The organism is Roseomonas sp. 18066 (genome assembly GCF_902706185.1).
Lineage (GTDB): Bacteria > Pseudomonadota > Alphaproteobacteria > Acetobacterales > Acetobacteraceae > Pseudoroseomonas.
This window is the reverse complement of sequence record NZ_CACSJM010000008.1, coordinates 1-18,186: the sequence shown is the minus strand read 5'-3', so window position 1 is coordinate 18,186 and position 18,186 is coordinate 1. Positions and strand designations below refer to the sequence as shown.

The following is an 18,186-nucleotide window of genomic DNA, read 5'->3' as shown; positions in this document are numbered from 1 at the left end:
TTTGGCGCCATGTCCGAGCCGCCGCCGCCCTCCCGCATCCCGACGCTGCTGCGCGCCCGCCAGGCCGATCTGACGCCGGCCGAGGCGCGGGTGGCCGAGGCGCTGCTCGCCGACCATCCGACGGCGGGCCTCGGCACCGTGGCGGCGCTGGCGCGGCGTGCCGGGGTCAGCGACCCGACGGTGGTGCGGCTGGTGGCCAAGCTCGGCTTCGACGGCTTCGCCGAGTTCCAGCGCGCCCTGCTCGACGAGGTCGAGGAGCGGCTGCGCTCGCCGCTGATGATGCTGGACAGCCGCGCGCCGGCGGCCGAGGGCAGCGCCGAGGCCTATCTCGCCTCGCTCGAGGTGGCGCTGACCGAGACCCGGCAGCGCGAGCTGGCGCCCTCCTACGACCGCGCCGCCGCGCTGCTGGCCGATCGGCGGCTGCGGATTTCTCTCCTGGGCGGGCGGTTCAGCCGCTTCCTGGCGGGCATCCTGCAGGAGCACCTGGTGCAGCTGCGGCCGGGCACGCGGCATCTGCAGGGCACGGCGGCGGAGCTGGTGGATGCGCTGGTCGATCTCGGCCGGCAGGATGTGCTGGTGGTCTTCGACTACCGCCGCTACCAGGCCGACGTGGTCGATTTCGCCCGCCAGGCCCAGGCGCGTGGCGCCCGGCTGCTGCTGTTCACCGACCCTTGGCGCTCGCCGCTGGCCGAGATCGCGACGCTGGTCTTCACCGCCCCCGTCGCCGCCGGCTCGGCCTATGACACCATGGTGCCGGCGCTGGCCCAGGTGGAGGCGCTGCTGGCCTGCCTGCTGCAGGCGCGCAGCCCGGAGACCGAGCGGCGGCTGCGCGCGCTGGAGGAGCTGCGCGCCGGCAACCGGGTGACGCTCGACTAGCCGCGCCTGAGGTTCCAGAACACCGGCACGCCCTGCAGCATCCCGGTCAGCTCGGCGCGATGCGCGGTCAGCTGGGCGATCTGGCCAAGGGGCAGATAGGGCAAATCGGAAAAAGCCTGGGCCTGGAGGCGGCGGGCGGCGGCCTGCTGGGTCGCCAGATCGGGCGCCGCCAGCCAGGCGTCGCGCGCGGTCTCCAGCGCCGGGCTGTCGCACCAGCCATAGAGGCCGCTCCTGCCGTCGCCGCGCAGCGTCGGGTGGACGGCGGGACTGGCCAGGTCGGCGCCGGTGTTCAGCGCGACATAGGCGCTCCAGCCGCCCTGGGCGAGCGGCTCGCGCTTGTTGCGCCGCTGCAGCAAGGTGCCCCAGTCCATGGTCACCTCGTCCACCGCCATGCCGGCGCGGCGCAGCGCGTCGCCGACGACGGTGGTGGCAGCGTTGTTCAGCTGCAGGTCGCCCGGCGACATCAACAGCAGCGTCTCGCCGCGATAGCCGGCGGCCTCGAGCATTTTTTTGGCAGTTGCCGGATCGCCCTGCAGCGCCGCAATACCCTCGTCATTGGCCATCGCCGTGCCGGGACAGAAGAACCCAACCCCGTCGCGCCACAACGAAGCATCCGTGCCGGCCATGGCCATGACCACGTCGCGCTGGCTGATCGCGGCCAGCATGGCGCGGCGGATCGCCGGGTTGGCGGTGGGTCCGTGCAGGTGGTTGACTCGCAGCGCGCCCATATAGCCGGTGGCATCCAGCACCGCGACCTCCAGGGTATTGCCGCGGCGGAGCAGGGGCAGCATGTCGTTGCTCGGCAACTCCCACCAGTCGACCTCGCCGGTGCGCAGCGCGGCGGCGGCGGTCGCGGCATCGGCGATCACCTTCCATTCGACGCGGTCGACATGGGCGATCTTGGGACCGGCGGTGCCCTCGGCGGTGCCGGCGGGGCGCGGGCGATAGGCCTCGAAGCGGGCATAGGCGACGCGGTCGCCAGCGACCCGCTCGTCGGGCAGGAAGCGGAACGGGCCGCTGCCGATGATTTCTTTCAGCGCCTGGTCGGCGGGGGTTTGCGCCAGGCGCTCGGGCATCATGGCGCAGATCAGGCCGGGGGTTTTTCCCAATGCGAAGGGCAGCAGCGGGTAGGGGCGCTTCAGCCGGAAGACGATGCGGCGGTCATCCGGTGCCGTCAGCTCGTCGGTCACCGCCAGCAGCGCCCGGCCCATATCGTCCCGCGCCCCCCAGCGGCGGATCGAGGCGACGCAGTCCCGCGCCAGCACCGGCGTGCCGTCATGGAACAGCAGCCCCTCGCGCAGGGTCAGGGTCCAGCGGCGGCCCTCCTCCTCGGTCGAAAAACCTTCCAGCATCTGCGGCTGCGGGTTCAGCGCCGCGTCCTGGCCGAACAGCGTGTCGTAGACCAGATAGGCGTGGTTGCGGGTGACATAGGCCGCCGACAGCGTCGGGTCGGTCACCGCCAGGTCGGCATGCGGGATGAAGCGCAGCGCCCGGCTGCTCTGCGCCGCGGCCAGGCGGGGCGCGGCCAGGGTGGCGGCGCCGAGGGCGATGAAGGAGCGACGCTGCATGGGCCTGGCTTCCGCGCGGGGAGGGGAGACGGCAGCACATCGCCCCTGGCGCGCGCTGTCAATGATATTTCATCTTCACCCGCCATCATGAAGTCTGTAATGGAATCGACAGACCGCGCAGCCAGGGACCGACGCATGCCCAGCCAGCCCACCCGCCGAGACGCCCCCTACGCCGCCGGCGAAATTTCTCTCCTGTTGGTCGACATGCAGAAGATCTGGTGTGAGCGGACCGCGGAGCACGACGGCGGCGACTATTACCACGACCGGCTGGACCGGCTGGTGGTGCCGAACCAGCAGCGGCTGCTGGCGGCGGCGCGCGCGGCGGGCGTCGACGTGCTGCATACCATCATCGAAAGCCTGACCCGCCACGGCCGCGACCGCTCGCTGGACCACAAGCTGTCCGACATGCATGTGCCGAAGGGCGCGCCGGAGGGCCGGGTCATCGACGCGCTCGCCCCGATCGAGGACGAGATCATCCTGCCGAAGACCTCGTCGGGCGTCTTCAACTCGACCAATATCGATTATGTGCTGCGCAACCTGGGCACGCGCATGCTGATCGTCGCCGGCGTGGTCACCGACCAATGCGTCGACATGGCGGTGCGCGACGCGGCCGATCGTGGCTATCTGGTGACGCTGGTGACCGATGCCTGCGCCACCTACACGCCCGAGCGCGACGCGGCGGCGCTGTCGGCCTTCGCCGGCTATTGCTGGGAGACCGACACCGACACCGTCGTCGCCCGCCTCGAAGCCCTGCGCGCCTGAGGGAAACGGACATGACCACGATGCCGGAGCTGGCCACCTGCCTGACCACCGACCTGGTGGCCATCACCCGCGGCCGCAGCTTTCCGGTCGGCGCGCTGGAGGGCTATCTGGCCCGCGGCACCGGCTGGGTGCCGGCCAACATGGCGCTGACGCCCTTCGACATCATCGCCGAGGACAACCCCTGGGGCTCCGCCGGCGACCTGCGGCTGCTGCCCGACCCGGCGACGCGGCTGCGGCTGGAGGGGATCGGCGCCTCGCCGCTGCATTTCTTCTTGTCGGATATCGCGACGCTGGACGGCAAGCCCTGGGAGTGCTGCCCGCGCAGCCTGCTGAAGCGGGCGCTGCAGACCTTGCAGCAGGAGACGGGGTTCTCCCTGCTCTCCAGCTTCGAGCATGAATTCCAGATCCTCGGCGCCGACTGGCCCGCGGCGCCGGCCTTTTCGCTGGCCGCCATGCGCCGCGCCGATCCTTTCGGCCCGCGTCTGCTGGCGCTGATGGAGCAGGCGGGCCTGGAGCCCGAAATGTTCCTGCCGGAATACGGCCAGGACCAGTTCGAGGTGACGCTGCGCCCGGCCGATCCGCTGACCGCCGCCGACCGCGCCGTGGCGCTGCGCCTGCTGGTGCAGGAGCTGGCCGCCGAGCGCGGCTGGCGCGCCAGCTTCGCCCCCAAGACCGCGCCCGACGGCGTCGGCAATGGCGTGCATATCCATCTGAGCCTGCGCGATGCCGGCGGCCGCCCGGCGATGCGCGACGAGACGCGCCCCGGCGCCCTGTCGGAAGCCGCCGGCCGTTTCTGCGCCGGCATCGTTCGCCACATGCCGGCGCTGCTGGCGCTGACCGCGCCCAGCCCGATTTCCTATCTGCGCCTGCAGCCGCATCACTGGTCGGCCGCCTATGCCTGCCTGGGCGAGCGCAACCGCGAGGCCGGGCTGCGCATCTGCCCCGTGGTCACCATGCCCGGCGCCGATCCGGCGAAGCAGATGAATGTCGAGTTCCGCGCCACGGATGCCACCGCCAACCCCTATCTGGCGCTGGCCGGGCTGGTGCTGGCCGGCCTCTCGGGCCTGCGCGAGGGCCTGGCGCAGCCGCCGCTGGTCAATTCTGATCCTTCGGAACTGCCGGAAGCCGAGCTGGCTTCGCTCAATGTCCGCCGCCTGCCGGCCGACCTGCCCGCCGCGCTGGCCGCCTTCGAGGCCGATCCGCTGCTGACCGCCGCCCTGCCCGAGAACCTCCGCAAGTGCCTGCTGGCGGTGAAGCGCAAGGAAATGGCGCTGGTCGAAGGCCTGTCGCCGGAAGATCTCTGCGCCCGCTACCGGGCCGTCTATTGATGCCGCGGCTGCTCGGCCCCGGCGAGCCGCCGGCGGTGACCTGGCACAATCGCGGCGGCGCCTCACCCTGCCTGCTGCTTTGCGAGCATGCCAGCAACCGACTGCCGGAATCGCTGGGCGACCTCGGCCTGCCGCCCGGCGAGATCGACCGCCATATCGGCTGGGACCCCGGCGCGCTGCTGCTGGCCCAGGCGCTGTCGGCGCGGCTGGACGCCATGCTGATCGCGACGGGCTATTCGCGGCTGGTGATCGACTGCAACCGCCCGCCGGGGACGCCCTCCAGCATCCCGGAGCGCAGCGAGGACACGACCATCCCGGGCAATCTCGGCCTCACCGCCGAGGACCGCGCCGCCCGCGAGCAGGAACTTTTCTTCCCGTTTGCCGAGGCGGTGACCGCCGAGCTGGACGCGCGCAAATCCGCCGGCCGCCCGACCTGCGTCATCGGCGTCCATAGCTTCACGCCCATCTATCGCGGCGTCCCCCGCATTTGGGAGGCGGGGTTTCTCTATGATCGCGCCACCGGCCTCGCCCGTCCGCTGATCGAGGGCCTGCGCGCCCAGGGCATCGAGACCGGCGACAACCAGCCCTACCAGATCGAGATCACCGAGGATTACACCGTGCCCGTCCATGGCGATGCCCGCGGCGTGCCGGCGCTGCTGATCGAGATCCGCCAGGACCTGCTGGCCGATGAGGCTGCCGTCACCCTCTGGGCCGACCGCCTGGCGCCGCTGCTGCGCCAGGCCATGGCCGCGGCGGTGCCGGCATGAGCGCTGCGCTCGAAGCCCGCCTGCGCGCGGCCGTCGCCGAGGATGCGCCGGCCACGCTGGACCTGCTGGCCCGGCTGGTGCGCATCCCCAGCGTCAATCCGAAGTTCGAGCGCGCCCCCGGGCTGAACGACGAAACCGCTGTCCAGGACTTGCTGGAAGCCGAGCTGACGGCGCTGGGCTTCACGACGACGCGCGAATATCCCTTCCCGGACCGCCCCAACCTGATCGCCTCCCTGCCGGGGACATCGGAGAAGAGCCTGGCGCTCTGCGGCCATGTCGATGTGGTCCCGGTGGGCGACCGCGCCGCCTGGACCCGCGACCCCTTCGGCGCCGAGGTGGCCGACGGAAAAATGTATGGCCGCGGCTCCGGCGACATGAAGGCCGGGCTGGCCGCCTGCCTTGCCGCCTGCCGCGCGCTGCATCGCCTGGGAATCACCCTCGAAGGCCGGCTGGAATTCCACGCCGTGGTCGACGAGGAAGCCGGCGGCTTCGGCGCCATGCTGGCCGCGCGCAAAAAACCCGCGCCAACGGCTGTGCTGGTCGCCGAGAGCACCGCCGGCAGCATCCGCCCCTGGGCCGGTGGGCTGGACTGGGTGCGGGTGGTGGTGCGCGGCCGCAACGGCCATTCCTCGCGCCGCTTTGCCTCGATCTACCCGTCGGAGGCCGCCGCCCTGGTCCCGGTGCGCAGCGTCAACGCGCTGGAGCTCGGGGCCAGGCTGCTCGCCGCCGTCCAGGCGCTGGAAGCCCAATGGGGGCGCGACAAGAAATTCCCGCATCTCCCCGCCGGGATGAACACCATCAGCCCCGGCGTCATGGTCGCCGGCGTCGGCCTGGGGCCGGACGGCCTGCCCAACGTGCTGAACAACCCCGGCATCGTCCCCGACACCTGCGTCATCGATTTCGACCTGAAGTTCCTGCCGCAGGAAGACCCGGCCGAGGTCCGAAGCACCTTCGAGGCCGCCATCGCCCGCTTCGCCGCCACCGACCCCTGGCTGGCCGGGCACCCGCCCGAAATCCTCTGGGACCTGCACGGCCTGCATTTCCCGCCCGTCAACACGCCCGAGGACCATCCGTTGATCGCGGCCCTCGTCGCGGCGCGGCAGGGGGCGGGCAGGGATGTCCGGCTGGAGGGCATGCTCGGCGTCACCGATGCGGCGCATTACGCCGCCCAGGGCATCCCGGGCGTGGTCTATGGCCCGGCCGGCTACAGCGCCCACGGCCCCGACGAATATGTCGAGACCGCCAGCGTCACCGAGGCCGCACAGGACATCGCTGTGGCCATCCTGCGCCACTGCGGCGTCGCCGCATAAGAAAAGGGCGCCGGGCTGAGAAAGCCCGGCGCCCCGCATTGTCGTCGGCTGGCGTCAGTCGCCGTGCCGGCTGCTGTCGTTCAGCGCGCAGGCCTCGTGGAGAGGCCAGCGACCCAGCGATCGGCAACGGACGCCGACGTCGAGCAATGAGACACTGGATCACCTCCTTTCAGTTGGTTTCGGACCCCATCGACATGGGGCCGGCAAAACCGTCTCACAAGGGGGTATGGCTGGCGGCGAAGCGGCGCTTGCCGCCCTGCACATGCGCCTCCGCCGCCGCCCGCGCCGCCACCGGGTCGCCGGCGCGGATCGCCGCCAGGATGGCGGCATGCTCGGCATTGCTCTCGCGCATCTTCTCCGGCTGCACCAAAGCGCGGCGGCGGAACAGGTTCAGCTCGTTGCCGAGGTCGGCATAGATCCGCTGCGCCCGCGGCCCGCTGCCCAGCTCCAGCAGCGCCGCGTGGAAGTCCAGGTTCAGCGCGTAGTAGCCGGGCGCGTCATCGGCATCGGCCGCCCGCTCCATCCGCGCCACCAGCCCCTCCAGCCGCGGCGCCGTCTCGGGCGGGGGCTCGGCTGCCAGCCGCTCGCAGGCCTGGCCGGTCAGCAGGGCGCGCAGGTCGTAGAGCTCCATCGCCTCCTCGGCGCTGATGCTGCGCACATAGCTTCCCTGGTTCACCACCGTGACCACCAGCCCCTGCCGCTCCAGCCCGCGCACCGCCTCCCGCACCGGGCCGCGGCTGATGCCGAGGCGCGCGGCCAGCGCCTGCTCGTTCAGCCGGCTGCCGGCGGGCAGGGTGCCGCTGACGATCAGCCGCTCGATCTCCTGCGCCGCCACCGAGGTCAGCGACCGGGTGCGCAGCAGCAGCAGCTCGGCGGGAAGGTCGGGAGGCTGGTCGGGGGGCATGGCCCCAGGATGAAACACGGGATTGTCGATCGTCAACAGTTTGCACTGCTGTCGAAACATGCTAGCGATTCCCCCGAGCAGGAGGACCGCCCCCAATGAATGACAGCCCCTTCGCCACCCTGGCCCCGGAGACGGATGCCGCCCCCCGCGCGTCCAGCGCCCTGGCCGGCATCACCGTCCTCGACCTCACCCGGGTCCGCTCCGGCCCCACCTGTGTCCGCCAGCTGGCCGACTGGGGCGCCGAGGTCATCAAGATCGAGATGCCCGAGGGGCTGGACGCCGGCGACCCGATGGGCGGCCCGCGCGACGGGCCGGACTTCCAGAACCTGCACCGCAACAAGCGGGGCATGACGCTGAACCTGAAGGATCCGGAGGGCCTCAAGCTCTTCCTGCGCCTGGTCGAGAAGGCCGACGTGGTGGTGGAGAATTTCCGCCCAGACGTGAAGGACCGCCTCGGCATCAACTACGCGGCGCTGGAGAAGGTGAACCCCGGCATCATCCTGGCCTCGATCTCCGGCTTCGGCCAGGACGGGCCCTATGCCAAGCGCCCGGGCTTCGACCAGATCGCGCAAGGGATGGGCGGGCTGATGTCGATCACCGGCCTGCCCGGCCAGGGCCCGGTGCGCGTCGGCATCCCCATCGCCGACCTCTGCGCCGGCATCTTCTGCTCCCAGGGCATCATGATCGCGCTGCTCGAGCGGCAGAAGAGCGGCCGCGGCCAGTGGGTGCACACCAGCCTGCTCGAGGCGCAGCTCTTCATGCTGGACTTCCAGGCCGCCCGCTGGCTGATGGCCGGCGACGTGCCGAAGCAGGCCGGCAACAACCACCCGACCAGCATCCCGACCGGCGTCTTCCCGACCAGCGACGGCCATATCAACATCGCGGCCAGCGGCCAGCGCATCTGGGAACGCAGCGCCGAGGTGCTGGGCCGCAAGGACTGGCTGGCCAACCCGGACTACGCGACCGGCAGCGCCCGCAGCAAGAACCGCGACACGCTGAACGCCGAGATCGCCGCCGTCACCGCGACCCGCACCAGCGCCGACTGGGTCGAGGCGCTGAACGAGGCCGGCGTGCCCTGCGGCCCGATCAACGCCATCGACCAGGCCTTCGAGGACGTGCAGTCGAAGCATCTCGGCATCGCCCGCACCCTCGAGCGCGACGGCAAGCCGGTGCAGTATGTCGGCCAGCCGGTGCAGCTGTCGCGCACGCCGAGCGCCGTCGTCAGCCACCCGCCGGCCATCGGCGAGCATACCGACGCCATCCTGAAGGGGGTGGGATTCAGCGAGGCGGAGATCGCCGAGCTGAAGAACAAGAACGTCGTTTAAAAAGAAGTAAGGAAGCGTGGGGGGAGGTATCCCCCCACACCCCCTTCTATTTTCGTCAGAAAGATCAGCGCAGACCCTGCAACAGCGTCGGGATCAGCTCCGACACCGTCGGGTGGATCGGCACGGCCCAGCGCAGCACCTGCTGCGGCACCCCGGCATGCATGGCGTCCAGCAAGCCATGGATCGCCTCGTCGCCCTCGATGCCCAGGATCGCGGCGCCCAGGATGCGGCCCGAGCCGCGCTCGGCCACCACCTTCATCAGGCCCGCCGTCTCGCCCCGCTCCACCGCTCGCCCGACCCGTGACATCGGCCGCGTCGACACCTGCACATCCAGCCCCGCCGCACGGGCCGCCGCCTCGGTCATGCCGACCCGCCCCAAGGGCGGATCGATATACAGCGCATAGCCGGAAACCCGCTGGCTGACCCGCCGGTCCTCGCCATCCAGCAGATTGGCGGCGACGATCTCGAAGTCGTTATAGGCCGTGTGGGTGAAGGCGCCGCGCCCATTGCAGTCGCCCAGCGCATAGACCCCTTCGACACTGGTCTGCAGCCGGTCGTCCACGGTCACATAGCCCCGCGCATCCACCGCGATCCCGGCCAGGGCCAGCCCGAGCTCATCCGTGTTCGGCTGCCGCCCCGTGGCCACCAGCAGGTCGGACCCGCTGACGCTCTGCCCCTCGCCGAAGCCCAGCGTGACGCCCCCCGCATCGGCCGAGCCGCGCACCGCGCCGGCGTTGCAATGAACAGCGATGCCCTCGCTCTCCAGGATCGCCCGGATCGCGGCGGAAATGTCGTCATCCTCGCGCGGCAGCAGCTTGGCGCCGCGTTCCAGCACCGTGACCTCCGCGCCGAAGCGGCGATAGGCCTGGGCGAATTCCAGCCCGATATAGCTGCCGCCCAGGATCAGCAGATGCCGCGGCAGATGCGTGATCTGCAGGATGCTGCTGCTGGTCAAATACGGGACGCCCTCGAACCCCTCCGGCACCACCGCCCGCGCGCCGACATTGAGAAAGATGCGCGGCGCCGTCAGCACCTCCTGCCCGACCTGCAGCGTGAAGGGCGCGGTGAAGCGCGCATGCCCCTGCACCAGCCGCAGCCCCTCGACGCCCTCCAGCCAGCGGGCCAGGTTGCCGCGGGCGTCGCTCGCCACCTTCTGCGCCCGGGCGGTGATGCGCGGCATCTCGGCCGTCACCGCGCCACCCACGGAAACCCCCCAATCCGCCGCCCGCCGCGCCACATGGGCGGCCCGCGCGCTGGCCACCAGCGCCTTGGTCGGCATGCAGCCGCGATTGACGCAGGTGCCGCCCAACAGGCTGCGCTCGACCAGGGCGACGCGCTGCCCGGCCTCGGCCAGCCGCACGGCGAGCGACGGCCCGGCCTGGCCCGCCCCCACCACGATGGCGTCGAACGCCGTCATGCCAGCCGCGCCAGCAGCAGCGCGGTCAGCAGCAGGGCGCAGCCATCCTCGACCAGCGCCGCCGGCCGGTCGCGCCCGAGCCGCGCCGCCAGCCGCCCGCGCGCCGCCGCGCCCCCCAGCGTGCCGATCACCGCGCCGGCCCCGCCCAGCACCGCCGCCATCACCGGGGCACCGGAAGCCGTGCCCAGCGCCAGGCCGCAGAGCGCGCCGGAAAAGATCCGACCGCCGAATTGCACCGGCACCTTGCGGCTGGGCGTGGTCGGCAGCTTGTCGGTGACCAGCTCGGCCAGGGCCAGCGCCGTCAGCAGCCAGGCCACCGGCGTGGCGCCCAGCCAGCCCAGCCACCCCTCGAGCCCGAGCCAGCCCAGCTTCACCGCCCAGGCCAGGGCGGCCAGCGGCATCAGGCTGCGCAGTCCGGCGATCACGCCTGCCAGCAAGGCGAGCAGCATCAGGGTCATGGCGGCCTCCGAGGGAGGCGGAAGTCTCCGCCGCCGGCACCGCCACCGCAACGATGATTCGCTGCCGTTTCAACTTTCCGCGCGCGTCTTGTGCGGTGCGATAGAGCGCGCTCAACGGCCACGCTTGATATTTTCCTTCCGTGCAAAGACTTAAGCGCGGCCAAGCGGTTTGACAGCGGTATCCCGTGCCGAAAATCGGCCAATAAGTTGCGTTTGCGGGCCTTTCCCTCACCAGCTTGTTTAGTGAAGCCGCGCAGCCTTCACGCGATGCATCAGGTTACGCTTATGCTCCGGGCAATCCTGCACCGCAGCCAAGGCGCCCTGTCTATTCTCCGCGGTGCGGAGGATCAGCAGTCGCCACCCTTGAGGGCGTTCGAGATTATTTGATGGTACTTTCCGCGCTGCATATCCCGACTTTGTTCATCGTGACCGCGATTGTCATCGCCTTCTCCGGCCTCGTGCTGGTGATGGCCCGCGGCCGCGACACGGATTCGGGCGCCGTCGCCCTCTGGGGCCTGGCCATGCTGCTGGGCGCCGCCGGCATCTCGCTTCTCGCCCTCGAAACGACCCAGGGCGAGACCGCGCACCGCGCCGGCAATATCACCATCCTGGTCGGCACCGCCTGTTCCTGGACGGCGGCGCGGCTGTTCGGCGGGCGGCGGCCGATGCCCTGGCTGATCCTGGCCGGGCCGGCGCTGTGGCTGGCCGCCTCGCTGCTGATCGGCCGCGGCAGCCCGCAGGCGCTGCTGTTCCTGGCCTGCGTCACCGGCGCCCTCTACACCCTGGCCACCGCCTGGGAGCTGTCGCGCCTCGACGCCATGCCCGGCCGCAGCCGCCAGGGCGCCATCCTGCTGCTGGTGCTGCATGCCGGCTTCTACCTGCTGCGCGCCCTCGGCCTGCTGCTGATGACCGAGACCACCTGGCTGACCGACCGTGAGATCATGCTGGCGATGATGCTGGAGGCGCTGCTGCACACCCTCGGCATGGCCTTCATGTTCCTGGCCCTGTCGAAGGAGCGCACGCAGCACCGCTCGGTCACCCGGCTGCGGGAGCTCGCGCTGCTCGACGGGCTGACCGGCATCGGCAACCGCCGGCAATTCGACGTGGCGCTGGCCCGCGAGACCGAGCTCGGCCAGCGCGACGACATGCCGCTGGCGCTGCTGATGATCGATGTCGACCACTTCAAGGCCTTCAACGACGTCTATGGCCACCAGGCGGGCGATGACTGCCTGCGCGCCATCGCCGGCGCCATCCAGGCCGCGGCGCGCCGCCCCGGCGACATCGCCGTGCGCTATGGCGGCGAGGAATTCGCCGTGCTGCTGCCGCGCGCCGAGGAGGAGGGTGGCATGGTCGTCGCCGAGCTGATCCATGCCCGCATGCGCGAGCTGGCAATCCCGCATGCCGGCAGCCCGCAGGGCCGGGTGACGGTCAGCATCGGCACCGCCGCGCTGCCGCCGGCGCTGCTGTCCGGCCGCGGCGAGGCGCTGGTGGCGGCCGCCGACCACGCCCTCTATGCCGCCAAGGCCGCCGGCCGCAACCGCGCCTGGATGGCCAGCCAGCTGGCCGCCGCCCAGGCTGCGCTGCGGCCGCCCGAGCCGCGTTCCCCGGAGCCTCGCCGGGCCGAGGCGGCGGCGAGCCTGTCCCGGCGCGCCGGCTGAGCGCTACCGCCGCAGCTCCAGGATGTCGAAATCCGATTCGCGCGCCGGCGCCGGCATCTCCAGCCGCAGCCGCTGCGGGCCGAGCGGCACCAGGTAGCCGACCTGGTTGCTCTCCTGCTCGGCGCCGTAGCGCGGCGGCTGGCCGGCACCGGCCACGCCCGCCCCGGCATAGCCCAGCCGGGCGCTGCCGGTGTCGAACAGCGTCCCCGCCAGCCGCTGCGAGCCGGAGATCTTCTGGATGCGCAGGCCCGCGGCATCGTCGGTGATGCGGCAGCGGAAATCGCCATAGATGGTCAGCGGCAGGATGCCGCCCAGCTTGATCAGCCGGCAGCGCCAGTCGCCGGCCAGCGCCGCCGGGGCCTGGGCCGCGACCTCGCCCTGCAGCACCTGGTCCAGCACCGCGATATCGGCCGGGTCGCCGCCGGTCCGGGCGATGCCCACCGCCGCCTGGCGGGAGGTCTCGAAACGGGCGAGGCGGGCCTGGTCGATCGGCGTCAGCCCGGTGGGGAAGCGGCCATCGGCGAGGGCCGGCGTCACCGCCCAGGCGAGGGCGACCGCGCCGAGCAGCGCCAGCCGGCTCAAGGCAGCACCTCGCCGCCGGGGAAATGCTCCGCCAGGAAGGCGGCGAGGGCGGCGTTGAAGGCGGCGGGCCGCTCGAAATAGGCGGAATGCCCGGTCTCGGCGAAGTCGACATGCCGGGCGCGCGGCATCGCCGCCGCCAGCAGCGGCGCGACCGGCGACGGAAAAACGATGTCCTCGGCCCCGGTCAGCCACAGCGTCGGCACGGCGATGCCGGCCAGCAGGCTGGCCGGCTGGTCGCGGCCGCGCATCATCCGGCCGCGCAGCGCCTCCTTGTCCAAGGTGGCGCTGAGCTCATCGAGCGCGCGGTAGAGGAAATGCGCCGCCGGCTGCTCGCCAGCGCCGCGGGCGCCGAGCGCCGGATGCACGCCCTTGGCGCGGCCGGCGACCTGGGCCCGGCTGGCGCTGGCCTGCCAGGACGAAAAGGCCCCGGCGGCGTCGCCTTGCGCCGGGTCGACCGGCCCGCTGGTCGCCGCCAGCACCAGGGCCCGCAGCCCGGCGCCGCCCGCCAGCGCATGGCCCAGCGCGGTCCAGCCGCCCATCGACTGGCCGACGATGGCAAACTCCTCGACCCCCAGATGCGCCAGCAGCGCCGCCAGGTCGCCGGCGAAATCCGCCGGGTCCGGCCCGCCCGCCGGCGCGTCGGAGGGGAAGAAGCCGCGATGGCTGAAGCTGATGCAGGCATAGCGGTCGGCGAAGGCCGCGACCTGGTGGAACCAGGACAGGTGGTTGCCGCCCAGCCCATGCGCGAAGACCAGGGCCGGGCCCTGGCCGGTGACCTCGTAGTAGATCCGGCAATCCGGCCGCTGCAGGAAGCCTTTCTGGCGGGGCGCCGGGCCGGCGGGCAGGCCGAAGGGCAGGGGGTCGGGCATCGGTCGGCACTCCATTCTGGCAGCGCGCGAGCCTGCGGCGCTTCGCCCGCCCTGTCGAGGCCACGCGATTGTCACGCCCGCGCGGGCGGGTCCCTGGCTATAAGGTTGATATCAACATTCCAGGGCCAGGGCTGGCCGGGCCGGAGGAAGATCCGCATGCGCATCAACGCTTATCTGCTGTTCGACGGCGATTGCGAGGCCGCCTTCACCCTCTATGCGCAGGTGCTGGGCGGCCGCATCCTGGCGATGATGCGCCATGCCGGCAGCCCGGCCGAGGACCAGGTCCCGGCCGAATGGCGCGACAAGATCCTGCATGCCTGCCTGGAGGTGGAGGGGCTGCAGCTGATGGCCTCCGACGCGCCGCCGGGCCGCTTCCAGCCGCAGCAGGGCTTCTCCATCAATATCGCGGTGCGCTCGGTGGCGGAGGCGGAGCGGGTCTTCGCCGGCCTGTCGGACGGCGGCCAGGTCGGCATGCCGCTGCAGCGGACCTTCTGGGCCGAGCGCTTCGGCATGCTGACCGACCGCTTCGGCACGCCCTGGATGGTCAATTTCTCCGAGCAGGACTGCGAGCCCTGAGCCCGCCGCCGCCGGCGTAACCTCCCGGCGCCACCGGCGCCGGGAAACCGGCAAAATTAATCGGCGGGCTTGAGGACGTGGATGGCGCGGCTGGCCACCAGCTCCTTGGTGCGCTCGCCATAGGCCTTCATATGCGGCGCGGCGGCATGGGCGGCCAGCGCCTCGGGGCTGGCCCATTTCTCGATGATGACCAGGCTGTCCTCGCCGAACTGCGCATTGCCGAGGCCGGCGGCATCGACCGCCGGGCCGTATTCGATGCAGCCATCCTCGGCCAGCACGGCGGGCATGTTGGCGCGGAACTCGCGCAGCACCGCGGCGCGCTGGCCGGGCTTGGCGGTGATGATGGCAATGACATGGATCATGGCACGGGCTTCCTTCCCTGGACCCGCGAAGGCTAGGCCGCCCCCCGGCTTGTGCCAAGCCGGCCGCCTGTCCAGACTGCGGCGACGCGGAGGAACGCCATGCCGAAGAGCATCGACTACTATGTCTCGCTGAACTCGCCCTGGACGCATCTGGGCGCCGCCCGGCTGGAGGCGATGGTCGCCCGCCACGGCGCCACGCTGAACATCTTCCCGGTCGATTTCGGCACCATCTTCGCCGGCTCCGGCGGGCTGCCGCTGCCGAAGCGCTCGGCGCAGCGCCAGGCCTACCGGATGATGGAGCTGCGCCGCTGGCGCGACCGGCTGGGCGTGCCGATCCAGCTCGAGCCGGCATTCTTCCCGGCGCGGGAGGCGCTGCCGGCGCATCTGGTCATCGCCGTGCGGGAGACGCTGGGCCAGGCCCCGGCCGTCGCCCTGGCGCATGCCATCCTGAAGGCGCTGTGGCAGGACCAGCGCGACACCGGCGAGGCCGCGGTGCTGGCCGAGCTGGCGCGCGGCCTGGGCCTGGATGCCGGGGCGCTGCTGTCGCTGGCCGAGGACCCTGGCTGGGCCGGGCGCCGCGCCGCCGACAGCGCCGCGGCGCTGGCCCGCGGCGTCTTCGGCGCGCCGAGCTACGTGCTGGACGACGAGATCTTCTGGGGCCAGGACCGGCTGGACTTCCTGGAGGCGGCGCTGGCCCGCTGACCTGCTGCGGCGCGAAACCCACCGGCACCCCCGAGCGTTGACGCAGCCATAGTTCCGGGCTGCGGGGGTTTTCTCACTTGGCGATGAAGCAGCGTATCGGGGCGGCGGCACGGTCGGTGCTGCGCCCCTGGCCCTTGCTGGCGCTCGGCGCCGGTACGGGCGTCGTGGCCTTGGGCTTTCTCGGCTGGGCGCTGCTGCGCATCCCGGTGCCGCCGGTGGTGATGGCCGCCGGCGCCCCCGCCTCGCTGGTGCTGGAGGCGCGCGACGGCGTCGGCTTCGCCGCCCGCGGCACCCTGCGCGGCGACCCGGTGCAGGCCGCGCGCCTGCCGCAGCCGCTGGCCAATGCGGTGATGGCGATCGAGGACCGCCGCTTCATGGCGCATGGCGGCATCGACCTGCGCGGCATCGCCCGCGCCGCCTGGCGCAACGCCAGCGGCGACCGCCGGCCGGAGGGTGCCAGCACCATCACCCAGCAGCTGGCCCGCATGAGCTGGCTGAGCCAGGAGCGCAGCCTGACCCGCAAGGTGCAGGAGGCGCTGCTGTCGGTCTGGCTGGAGCGGCAGCTGCCCAAGGAAGAAATCCTCGCCCGCTACATGAACGCGGCCTATTTCGGCGCCGGCGCGGTCGGGGCGGACGCCGCCGCGCGGCGCTACTTCGGCAAGCCCGCCGGCGAGATCTCGCTGGCCGAGGCCGCCATGCTGGCCGGGCTGCTGCGCGCCCCCTCGGCGCTGTCGCCGATCCGCAACCGCGAGGGCGCCGAGGCCCGCGCCGGGCTGGTGCTGGGCGCGCTGCAGGAGACCGGCGCCGCCACCCCCGAGGCCGTCGCCGCGGCGCGGGCCGAGCGCATCGCCCTGCAGGCCCCGCCCGAGATGCTGCCCGGCCGCGGCTATTTCGCCGATTGGGCCGAGGCGGAGGCGCGGCGCCTGGTCGGTCCCGCGGCGGTCGACCTGATGGTGCGCACCACCCTCGACCCCCGGCTGCAGGACCTGGCCGAGCGGGTCATCGCCACCCGGCTCGGCCGCGACGGCGCGCGGCTGAAGGCCGGCCAGGCGGCGCTGCTGGCGCTCAGCCCGGATGGCGCGGTGCTGGCGGCGGTCGGCGGGCGCGACTATGCCGCCAGCCAGTTCAGCCGCATCACCCAGGCCCGGCGCCAGCCCGGCTCGCTGTTCAAGCTGTTCGTCTATGCCGCGGCGCTCGAGGCCGGCTTCCGCCCCGACCAGGTGGTGCAGGACCAGCCGGTGACCATCGGCGACTGGTCGCCCGGCAATGCCAATGGCAGGTTCCGCGGCCCGGTCACCCTGCGCGACGCCTTTGCGCATTCGATCAACACGGTGGCCGTGCAGCTGCAGGAGGCCGCCGGCCGGCCGCAGGTCGCCGCCATGGCGCATCGCCTGGGTGTCACTGGCGAGATCGGGCTCAACCCCAGCATGGCGCTGGGCACCAGCGGCGCCACCCTGGTGGAGATGACCGCCGCCTATGGCAGCGTCGGCTTCGGCCAGCGCGTCGAACCCTGGCTGATCCAGGAGGTGCGCGCCCGCGACCGCGCCCTCTACACCCGCCCCACCCCGCGCGAGGGCACGCCGCCGATCCCGGCCGCGGTGCAGCAGGGCATGCTGGACATGATGCTGGCCACCGTCCGCGACGGCACCGGCCGCGCCGCCCGGCTGGACCGGCCGGTCGCCGGCAAGACCGGCACCACCCAGGACAGCCGCGACGCCTGGTTCATCGGCCTGACGGCGGATGCCGTGGTCGGTGTCTGGGTCGGCAATGACGACAACAGCCCGATGGCCGATGTCTCCGGCGGCGGGCTGCCGGCCGCCATCTGGCACGACTTCATGGCCGAGGCCGACAAGCTGCGCACCGCTGCCGCGCCCTCGGCCGCGACCGCGCCGCCGGAGGCCGCCGCCACCCCGGCCGAGCGGATCGAGGGCATCCCCGGCCTGGTCGATACCGGCACGCTGGTGATCGGCGGCAGGCTGCTGCGGCTGTCCGGCGTGGTCGGCGCCAGCGGCGACTTCCTGCCCGCCATGACGCAATGGATCGCCGGGCGGACGGCGCAGTGCCTGGCGGGGAGCGACGCGACCTGGCGCTGCCGCATCGAGGGCCGCGACCTGTCGGAGCTGGTGCTGTCCAATGGCGGCGGCCGCGCCACCGCCGAGGCCGCCGGCGAGCTCAAGCGCGCCGAGGCCGCAGCCCGGCGCCAGCGCCTGGGCGTCTGGGAGAATGGCGGCTGAGGCAACGCGAGGCCGGGGCCGCGCATTGCAGTCGCGGGACCGGAAAGTCCCGCGAATGACAAAAAGTCCATCTTGTGGCCGGGCAGAAGGCTTCCGACATGTCGTCCATGATCAATGCCAAGCATCTGCTCGACCGCTTCCTCGGCCCCGGCGGGGCCGCGGCGGCGCTGGAGAAATTCTCGGGCGGCGGCGCCGGGGCTTCCCCCGCCGCCTCGCCCTGGCTGAACCCCGCCGGCGCCTCCGGCAGCGGCATGGCGGAGGCGGCGAAGCGCGCCCTCGGCGGCCAGGGCGGCGTCGGCAGCCTGGCGGTGGGGGGCGCCGCGGGCAGCCTCCTGGGCCTGCTGGTCGGCGGCAAGAAGAAGGGCAAGCTCGGCGGCGCGCTGAGCCATGGCGGCGCCGCGATGCTCGGCGCGCTGGCGTCGCGCGCCTATGAGAACTGGCAGCAGGGCAAGGCCCACGCCCAGGCCCCGGTCGCCGCCCCCCAGGAA

18 protein-coding genes are annotated in these 18,186 nt (G+C 72.3%); 11 read left to right on the top strand and 7 right to left on the bottom strand.

Annotated features, from left to right (window positions below):
- The first annotated feature begins 9 nt into the window (after positions 1-9).
- Positions 10-876 carry a MurR/RpiR family transcriptional regulator gene (locus GVN67_RS02995; protein ID WP_159992789.1) on the top strand — a complete coding sequence of 289 codons (867 nt, stop codon included), beginning with the start codon at positions 10-12 and terminating at the stop codon, positions 874-876.
- Here GVN67_RS02995 and GVN67_RS02990 read toward each other — a convergent pair.
- Positions 873-2,444, bottom strand: a complete 1,572-nt coding sequence (locus GVN67_RS02990; RefSeq protein WP_159992788.1) for an ABC transporter substrate-binding protein — start codon at positions 2,442-2,444, stop codon at positions 873-875. The two genes, GVN67_RS02995 and GVN67_RS02990, sit on opposite strands and share 4 nt — an antisense overlap.
- A 135-nt stretch (positions 2,445-2,579) precedes the next feature.
- Between GVN67_RS02990 and GVN67_RS02985 the strand changes: the two genes are divergently transcribed.
- The 4 genes from GVN67_RS02985 to GVN67_RS02970 are packed head-to-tail and all read left to right on the top strand — an operon-like array spanning position 2,580 to position 6,611.
- Complete coding sequence (locus tag GVN67_RS02985) at positions 2,580-3,206, top strand: isochorismatase family cysteine hydrolase (RefSeq protein ID WP_159992787.1); 627 nt, start codon at positions 2,580-2,582, stop codon at positions 3,204-3,206.
- An 11-nt stretch (positions 3,207-3,217) separates the two neighbouring features.
- Entirely contained in the window at positions 3,218-4,534 is a 1,317-nt protein-coding gene (locus GVN67_RS02980) for a glutamine synthetase family protein (RefSeq protein ID WP_159992786.1), read from the top strand.
- Complete coding sequence (locus tag GVN67_RS02975; protein WP_159992785.1) at positions 4,534-5,301, top strand: N-formylglutamate amidohydrolase; 768 nt, start codon at positions 4,534-4,536, stop codon at positions 5,299-5,301. The genes GVN67_RS02980 and GVN67_RS02975 overlap by 1 nt, the downstream gene beginning before the upstream one ends.
- Positions 5,298-6,611 (top strand): M20 family metallopeptidase, encoded by a 1,314-nt coding sequence (locus tag GVN67_RS02970; protein WP_159992784.1) that lies wholly within the window; start codon positions 5,298-5,300, stop codon positions 6,609-6,611. The genes GVN67_RS02975 and GVN67_RS02970 overlap by 4 nt, the downstream gene beginning before the upstream one ends.
- A gap of 214 nt (positions 6,612-6,825) precedes the next feature.
- Here the strand turns inward: GVN67_RS02970 and GVN67_RS02965 are convergent, their stop codons facing one another.
- Positions 6,826-7,515 carry a GntR family transcriptional regulator gene (locus GVN67_RS02965; protein WP_159992783.1) on the bottom strand — a complete coding sequence of 230 codons (690 nt, stop codon included), beginning with the start codon at positions 7,513-7,515 and terminating at the stop codon, positions 6,826-6,828.
- A gap of 95 nt (positions 7,516-7,610) precedes the next feature.
- Between GVN67_RS02965 and GVN67_RS02960 the strand changes: the two genes are divergently transcribed.
- Positions 7,611-8,840: a CaiB/BaiF CoA-transferase family protein gene (locus tag GVN67_RS02960; protein ID WP_159992782.1), complete on the top strand. Its 1,230-nt coding sequence runs from the start codon at positions 7,611-7,613 to the stop codon at positions 8,838-8,840.
- 64 nt (positions 8,841-8,904) lie between these two features.
- On the opposite strand, the gene GVN67_RS02955 is transcribed toward GVN67_RS02960, so the two are convergent.
- Positions 8,905-10,257, bottom strand: a complete 1,353-nt coding sequence (locus GVN67_RS02955; protein WP_159992781.1) for an FAD-containing oxidoreductase — start codon at positions 10,255-10,257, stop codon at positions 8,905-8,907.
- A complete protein-coding gene (locus GVN67_RS02950) occupies positions 10,254-10,715 on the bottom strand; it encodes a DUF4126 family protein (protein ID WP_159992780.1) in 462 nt (153 codons plus the stop codon). The genes GVN67_RS02955 and GVN67_RS02950 overlap by 4 nt, the downstream gene beginning before the upstream one ends.
- Before the next feature lie 425 nt (positions 10,716-11,140).
- On the opposite strand from GVN67_RS02950, the gene GVN67_RS02945 reads away from it, so the two are divergent.
- Positions 11,141-12,373, top strand: coding sequence for a diguanylate cyclase (locus tag GVN67_RS02945; RefSeq protein ID WP_159992779.1), 1,233 nt, complete (start codon positions 11,141-11,143; stop codon positions 12,371-12,373).
- A 3-nt stretch (positions 12,374-12,376) separates the two neighbouring features.
- Here GVN67_RS02945 and GVN67_RS02940 read toward each other — a convergent pair whose 3' ends face one another.
- Entirely contained in the window at positions 12,377-12,955 is a 579-nt protein-coding gene (locus GVN67_RS02940) for a DUF4893 domain-containing protein (RefSeq protein ID WP_159992778.1), read from the bottom strand.
- Positions 12,952-13,824: an alpha/beta fold hydrolase gene (locus tag GVN67_RS02935; RefSeq protein ID WP_159992777.1), complete on the bottom strand. Its 873-nt coding sequence runs from the start codon at positions 13,822-13,824 to the stop codon at positions 12,952-12,954. The genes GVN67_RS02940 and GVN67_RS02935 overlap by 4 nt, the downstream gene beginning before the upstream one ends.
- A 156-nt stretch (positions 13,825-13,980) precedes the next feature.
- On the opposite strand from GVN67_RS02935, the gene GVN67_RS02930 reads away from it, so the two are divergent.
- Complete coding sequence (locus GVN67_RS02930) at positions 13,981-14,400, top strand: VOC family protein (protein ID WP_159992776.1); 420 nt, start codon at positions 13,981-13,983, stop codon at positions 14,398-14,400.
- A 56-nt stretch (positions 14,401-14,456) separates the two neighbouring features.
- Here GVN67_RS02930 and GVN67_RS02925 read toward each other — a convergent pair whose 3' ends face one another.
- Complete coding sequence (locus tag GVN67_RS02925; protein ID WP_159992775.1) at positions 14,457-14,762, bottom strand: putative quinol monooxygenase; 306 nt, start codon at positions 14,760-14,762, stop codon at positions 14,457-14,459.
- A gap of 99 nt (positions 14,763-14,861) precedes the next feature.
- On the opposite strand from GVN67_RS02925, the gene GVN67_RS02920 reads away from it, so the two are divergent.
- The 3 genes from GVN67_RS02920 to GVN67_RS02910 form a co-directional block, all read left to right on the top strand.
- The gene (locus tag GVN67_RS02920; protein ID WP_159992774.1) at positions 14,862-15,464 is read left to right on the top strand and encodes a 2-hydroxychromene-2-carboxylate isomerase; all 603 of its coding nucleotides are present in this window, start codon (positions 14,862-14,864) and stop codon (positions 15,462-15,464) included.
- 83 nt (positions 15,465-15,547) lie between these two features.
- Complete coding sequence (locus GVN67_RS02915; protein WP_200845101.1) at positions 15,548-17,698, top strand: transglycosylase domain-containing protein; 2,151 nt, start codon at positions 15,548-15,550, stop codon at positions 17,696-17,698.
- A gap of 98 nt (positions 17,699-17,796) precedes the next feature.
- Positions 17,797-18,186: DUF533 domain-containing protein (locus GVN67_RS02910; protein ID WP_159992773.1), on the top strand; the 390-nt coding region annotated here is incomplete at its 3' end.

Bases quoted from the DNA above. Each gene is read 5' to 3' on its own strand.
- GVN67_RS02980 (WP_159992786.1), top strand. From the start codon at position 3,218: ATGACCACGATGCCGGAGCTGGCCACCTGCCTGACCACCGACCTGGTG.
- GVN67_RS02950 (WP_159992780.1), bottom strand. From the start codon at position 10,715: ATGACCCTGATGCTGCTCGCCTTGCTGGCAGGCGTGATCGCCGGACTG.
- GVN67_RS02990 (WP_159992788.1), bottom strand. From the start codon at position 2,444: ATGCAGCGTCGCTCCTTCATCGCCCTCGGCGCCGCCACCCTGGCCGCG.
- GVN67_RS02930 (WP_159992776.1), top strand. From the start codon at position 13,981: ATGCGCATCAACGCTTATCTGCTGTTCGACGGCGATTGCGAGGCCGCC.
- GVN67_RS02970 (WP_159992784.1), top strand. From the start codon at position 5,298: ATGAGCGCTGCGCTCGAAGCCCGCCTGCGCGCGGCCGTCGCCGAGGAT.
- GVN67_RS02965 (WP_159992783.1), bottom strand. From the start codon at position 7,515: ATGCCCCCCGACCAGCCTCCCGACCTTCCCGCCGAGCTGCTGCTGCTG.
- GVN67_RS02955 (WP_159992781.1), bottom strand. From the start codon at position 10,257: ATGACGGCGTTCGACGCCATCGTGGTGGGGGCGGGCCAGGCCGGGCCG.
- GVN67_RS02975 (WP_159992785.1), top strand. From the start codon at position 4,534: ATGCCGCGGCTGCTCGGCCCCGGCGAGCCGCCGGCGGTGACCTGGCAC.
- GVN67_RS02925 (WP_159992775.1), bottom strand. From the start codon at position 14,762: ATGATCCATGTCATTGCCATCATCACCGCCAAGCCCGGCCAGCGCGCC.
- GVN67_RS02960 (WP_159992782.1), top strand. From the start codon at position 7,611: ATGAATGACAGCCCCTTCGCCACCCTGGCCCCGGAGACGGATGCCGCC.
- GVN67_RS02920 (WP_159992774.1), top strand. From the start codon at position 14,862: ATGCCGAAGAGCATCGACTACTATGTCTCGCTGAACTCGCCCTGGACG.
- GVN67_RS02985 (WP_159992787.1), top strand. From the start codon at position 2,580: ATGCCCAGCCAGCCCACCCGCCGAGACGCCCCCTACGCCGCCGGCGAA.
- GVN67_RS02995 (WP_159992789.1), top strand. From the start codon at position 10: ATGTCCGAGCCGCCGCCGCCCTCCCGCATCCCGACGCTGCTGCGCGCC.
- GVN67_RS02915 (WP_200845101.1), top strand. From the start codon at position 15,548: ATGAAGCAGCGTATCGGGGCGGCGGCACGGTCGGTGCTGCGCCCCTGG.
- GVN67_RS02935 (WP_159992777.1), bottom strand. From the start codon at position 13,824: ATGCCCGACCCCCTGCCCTTCGGCCTGCCCGCCGGCCCGGCGCCCCGC.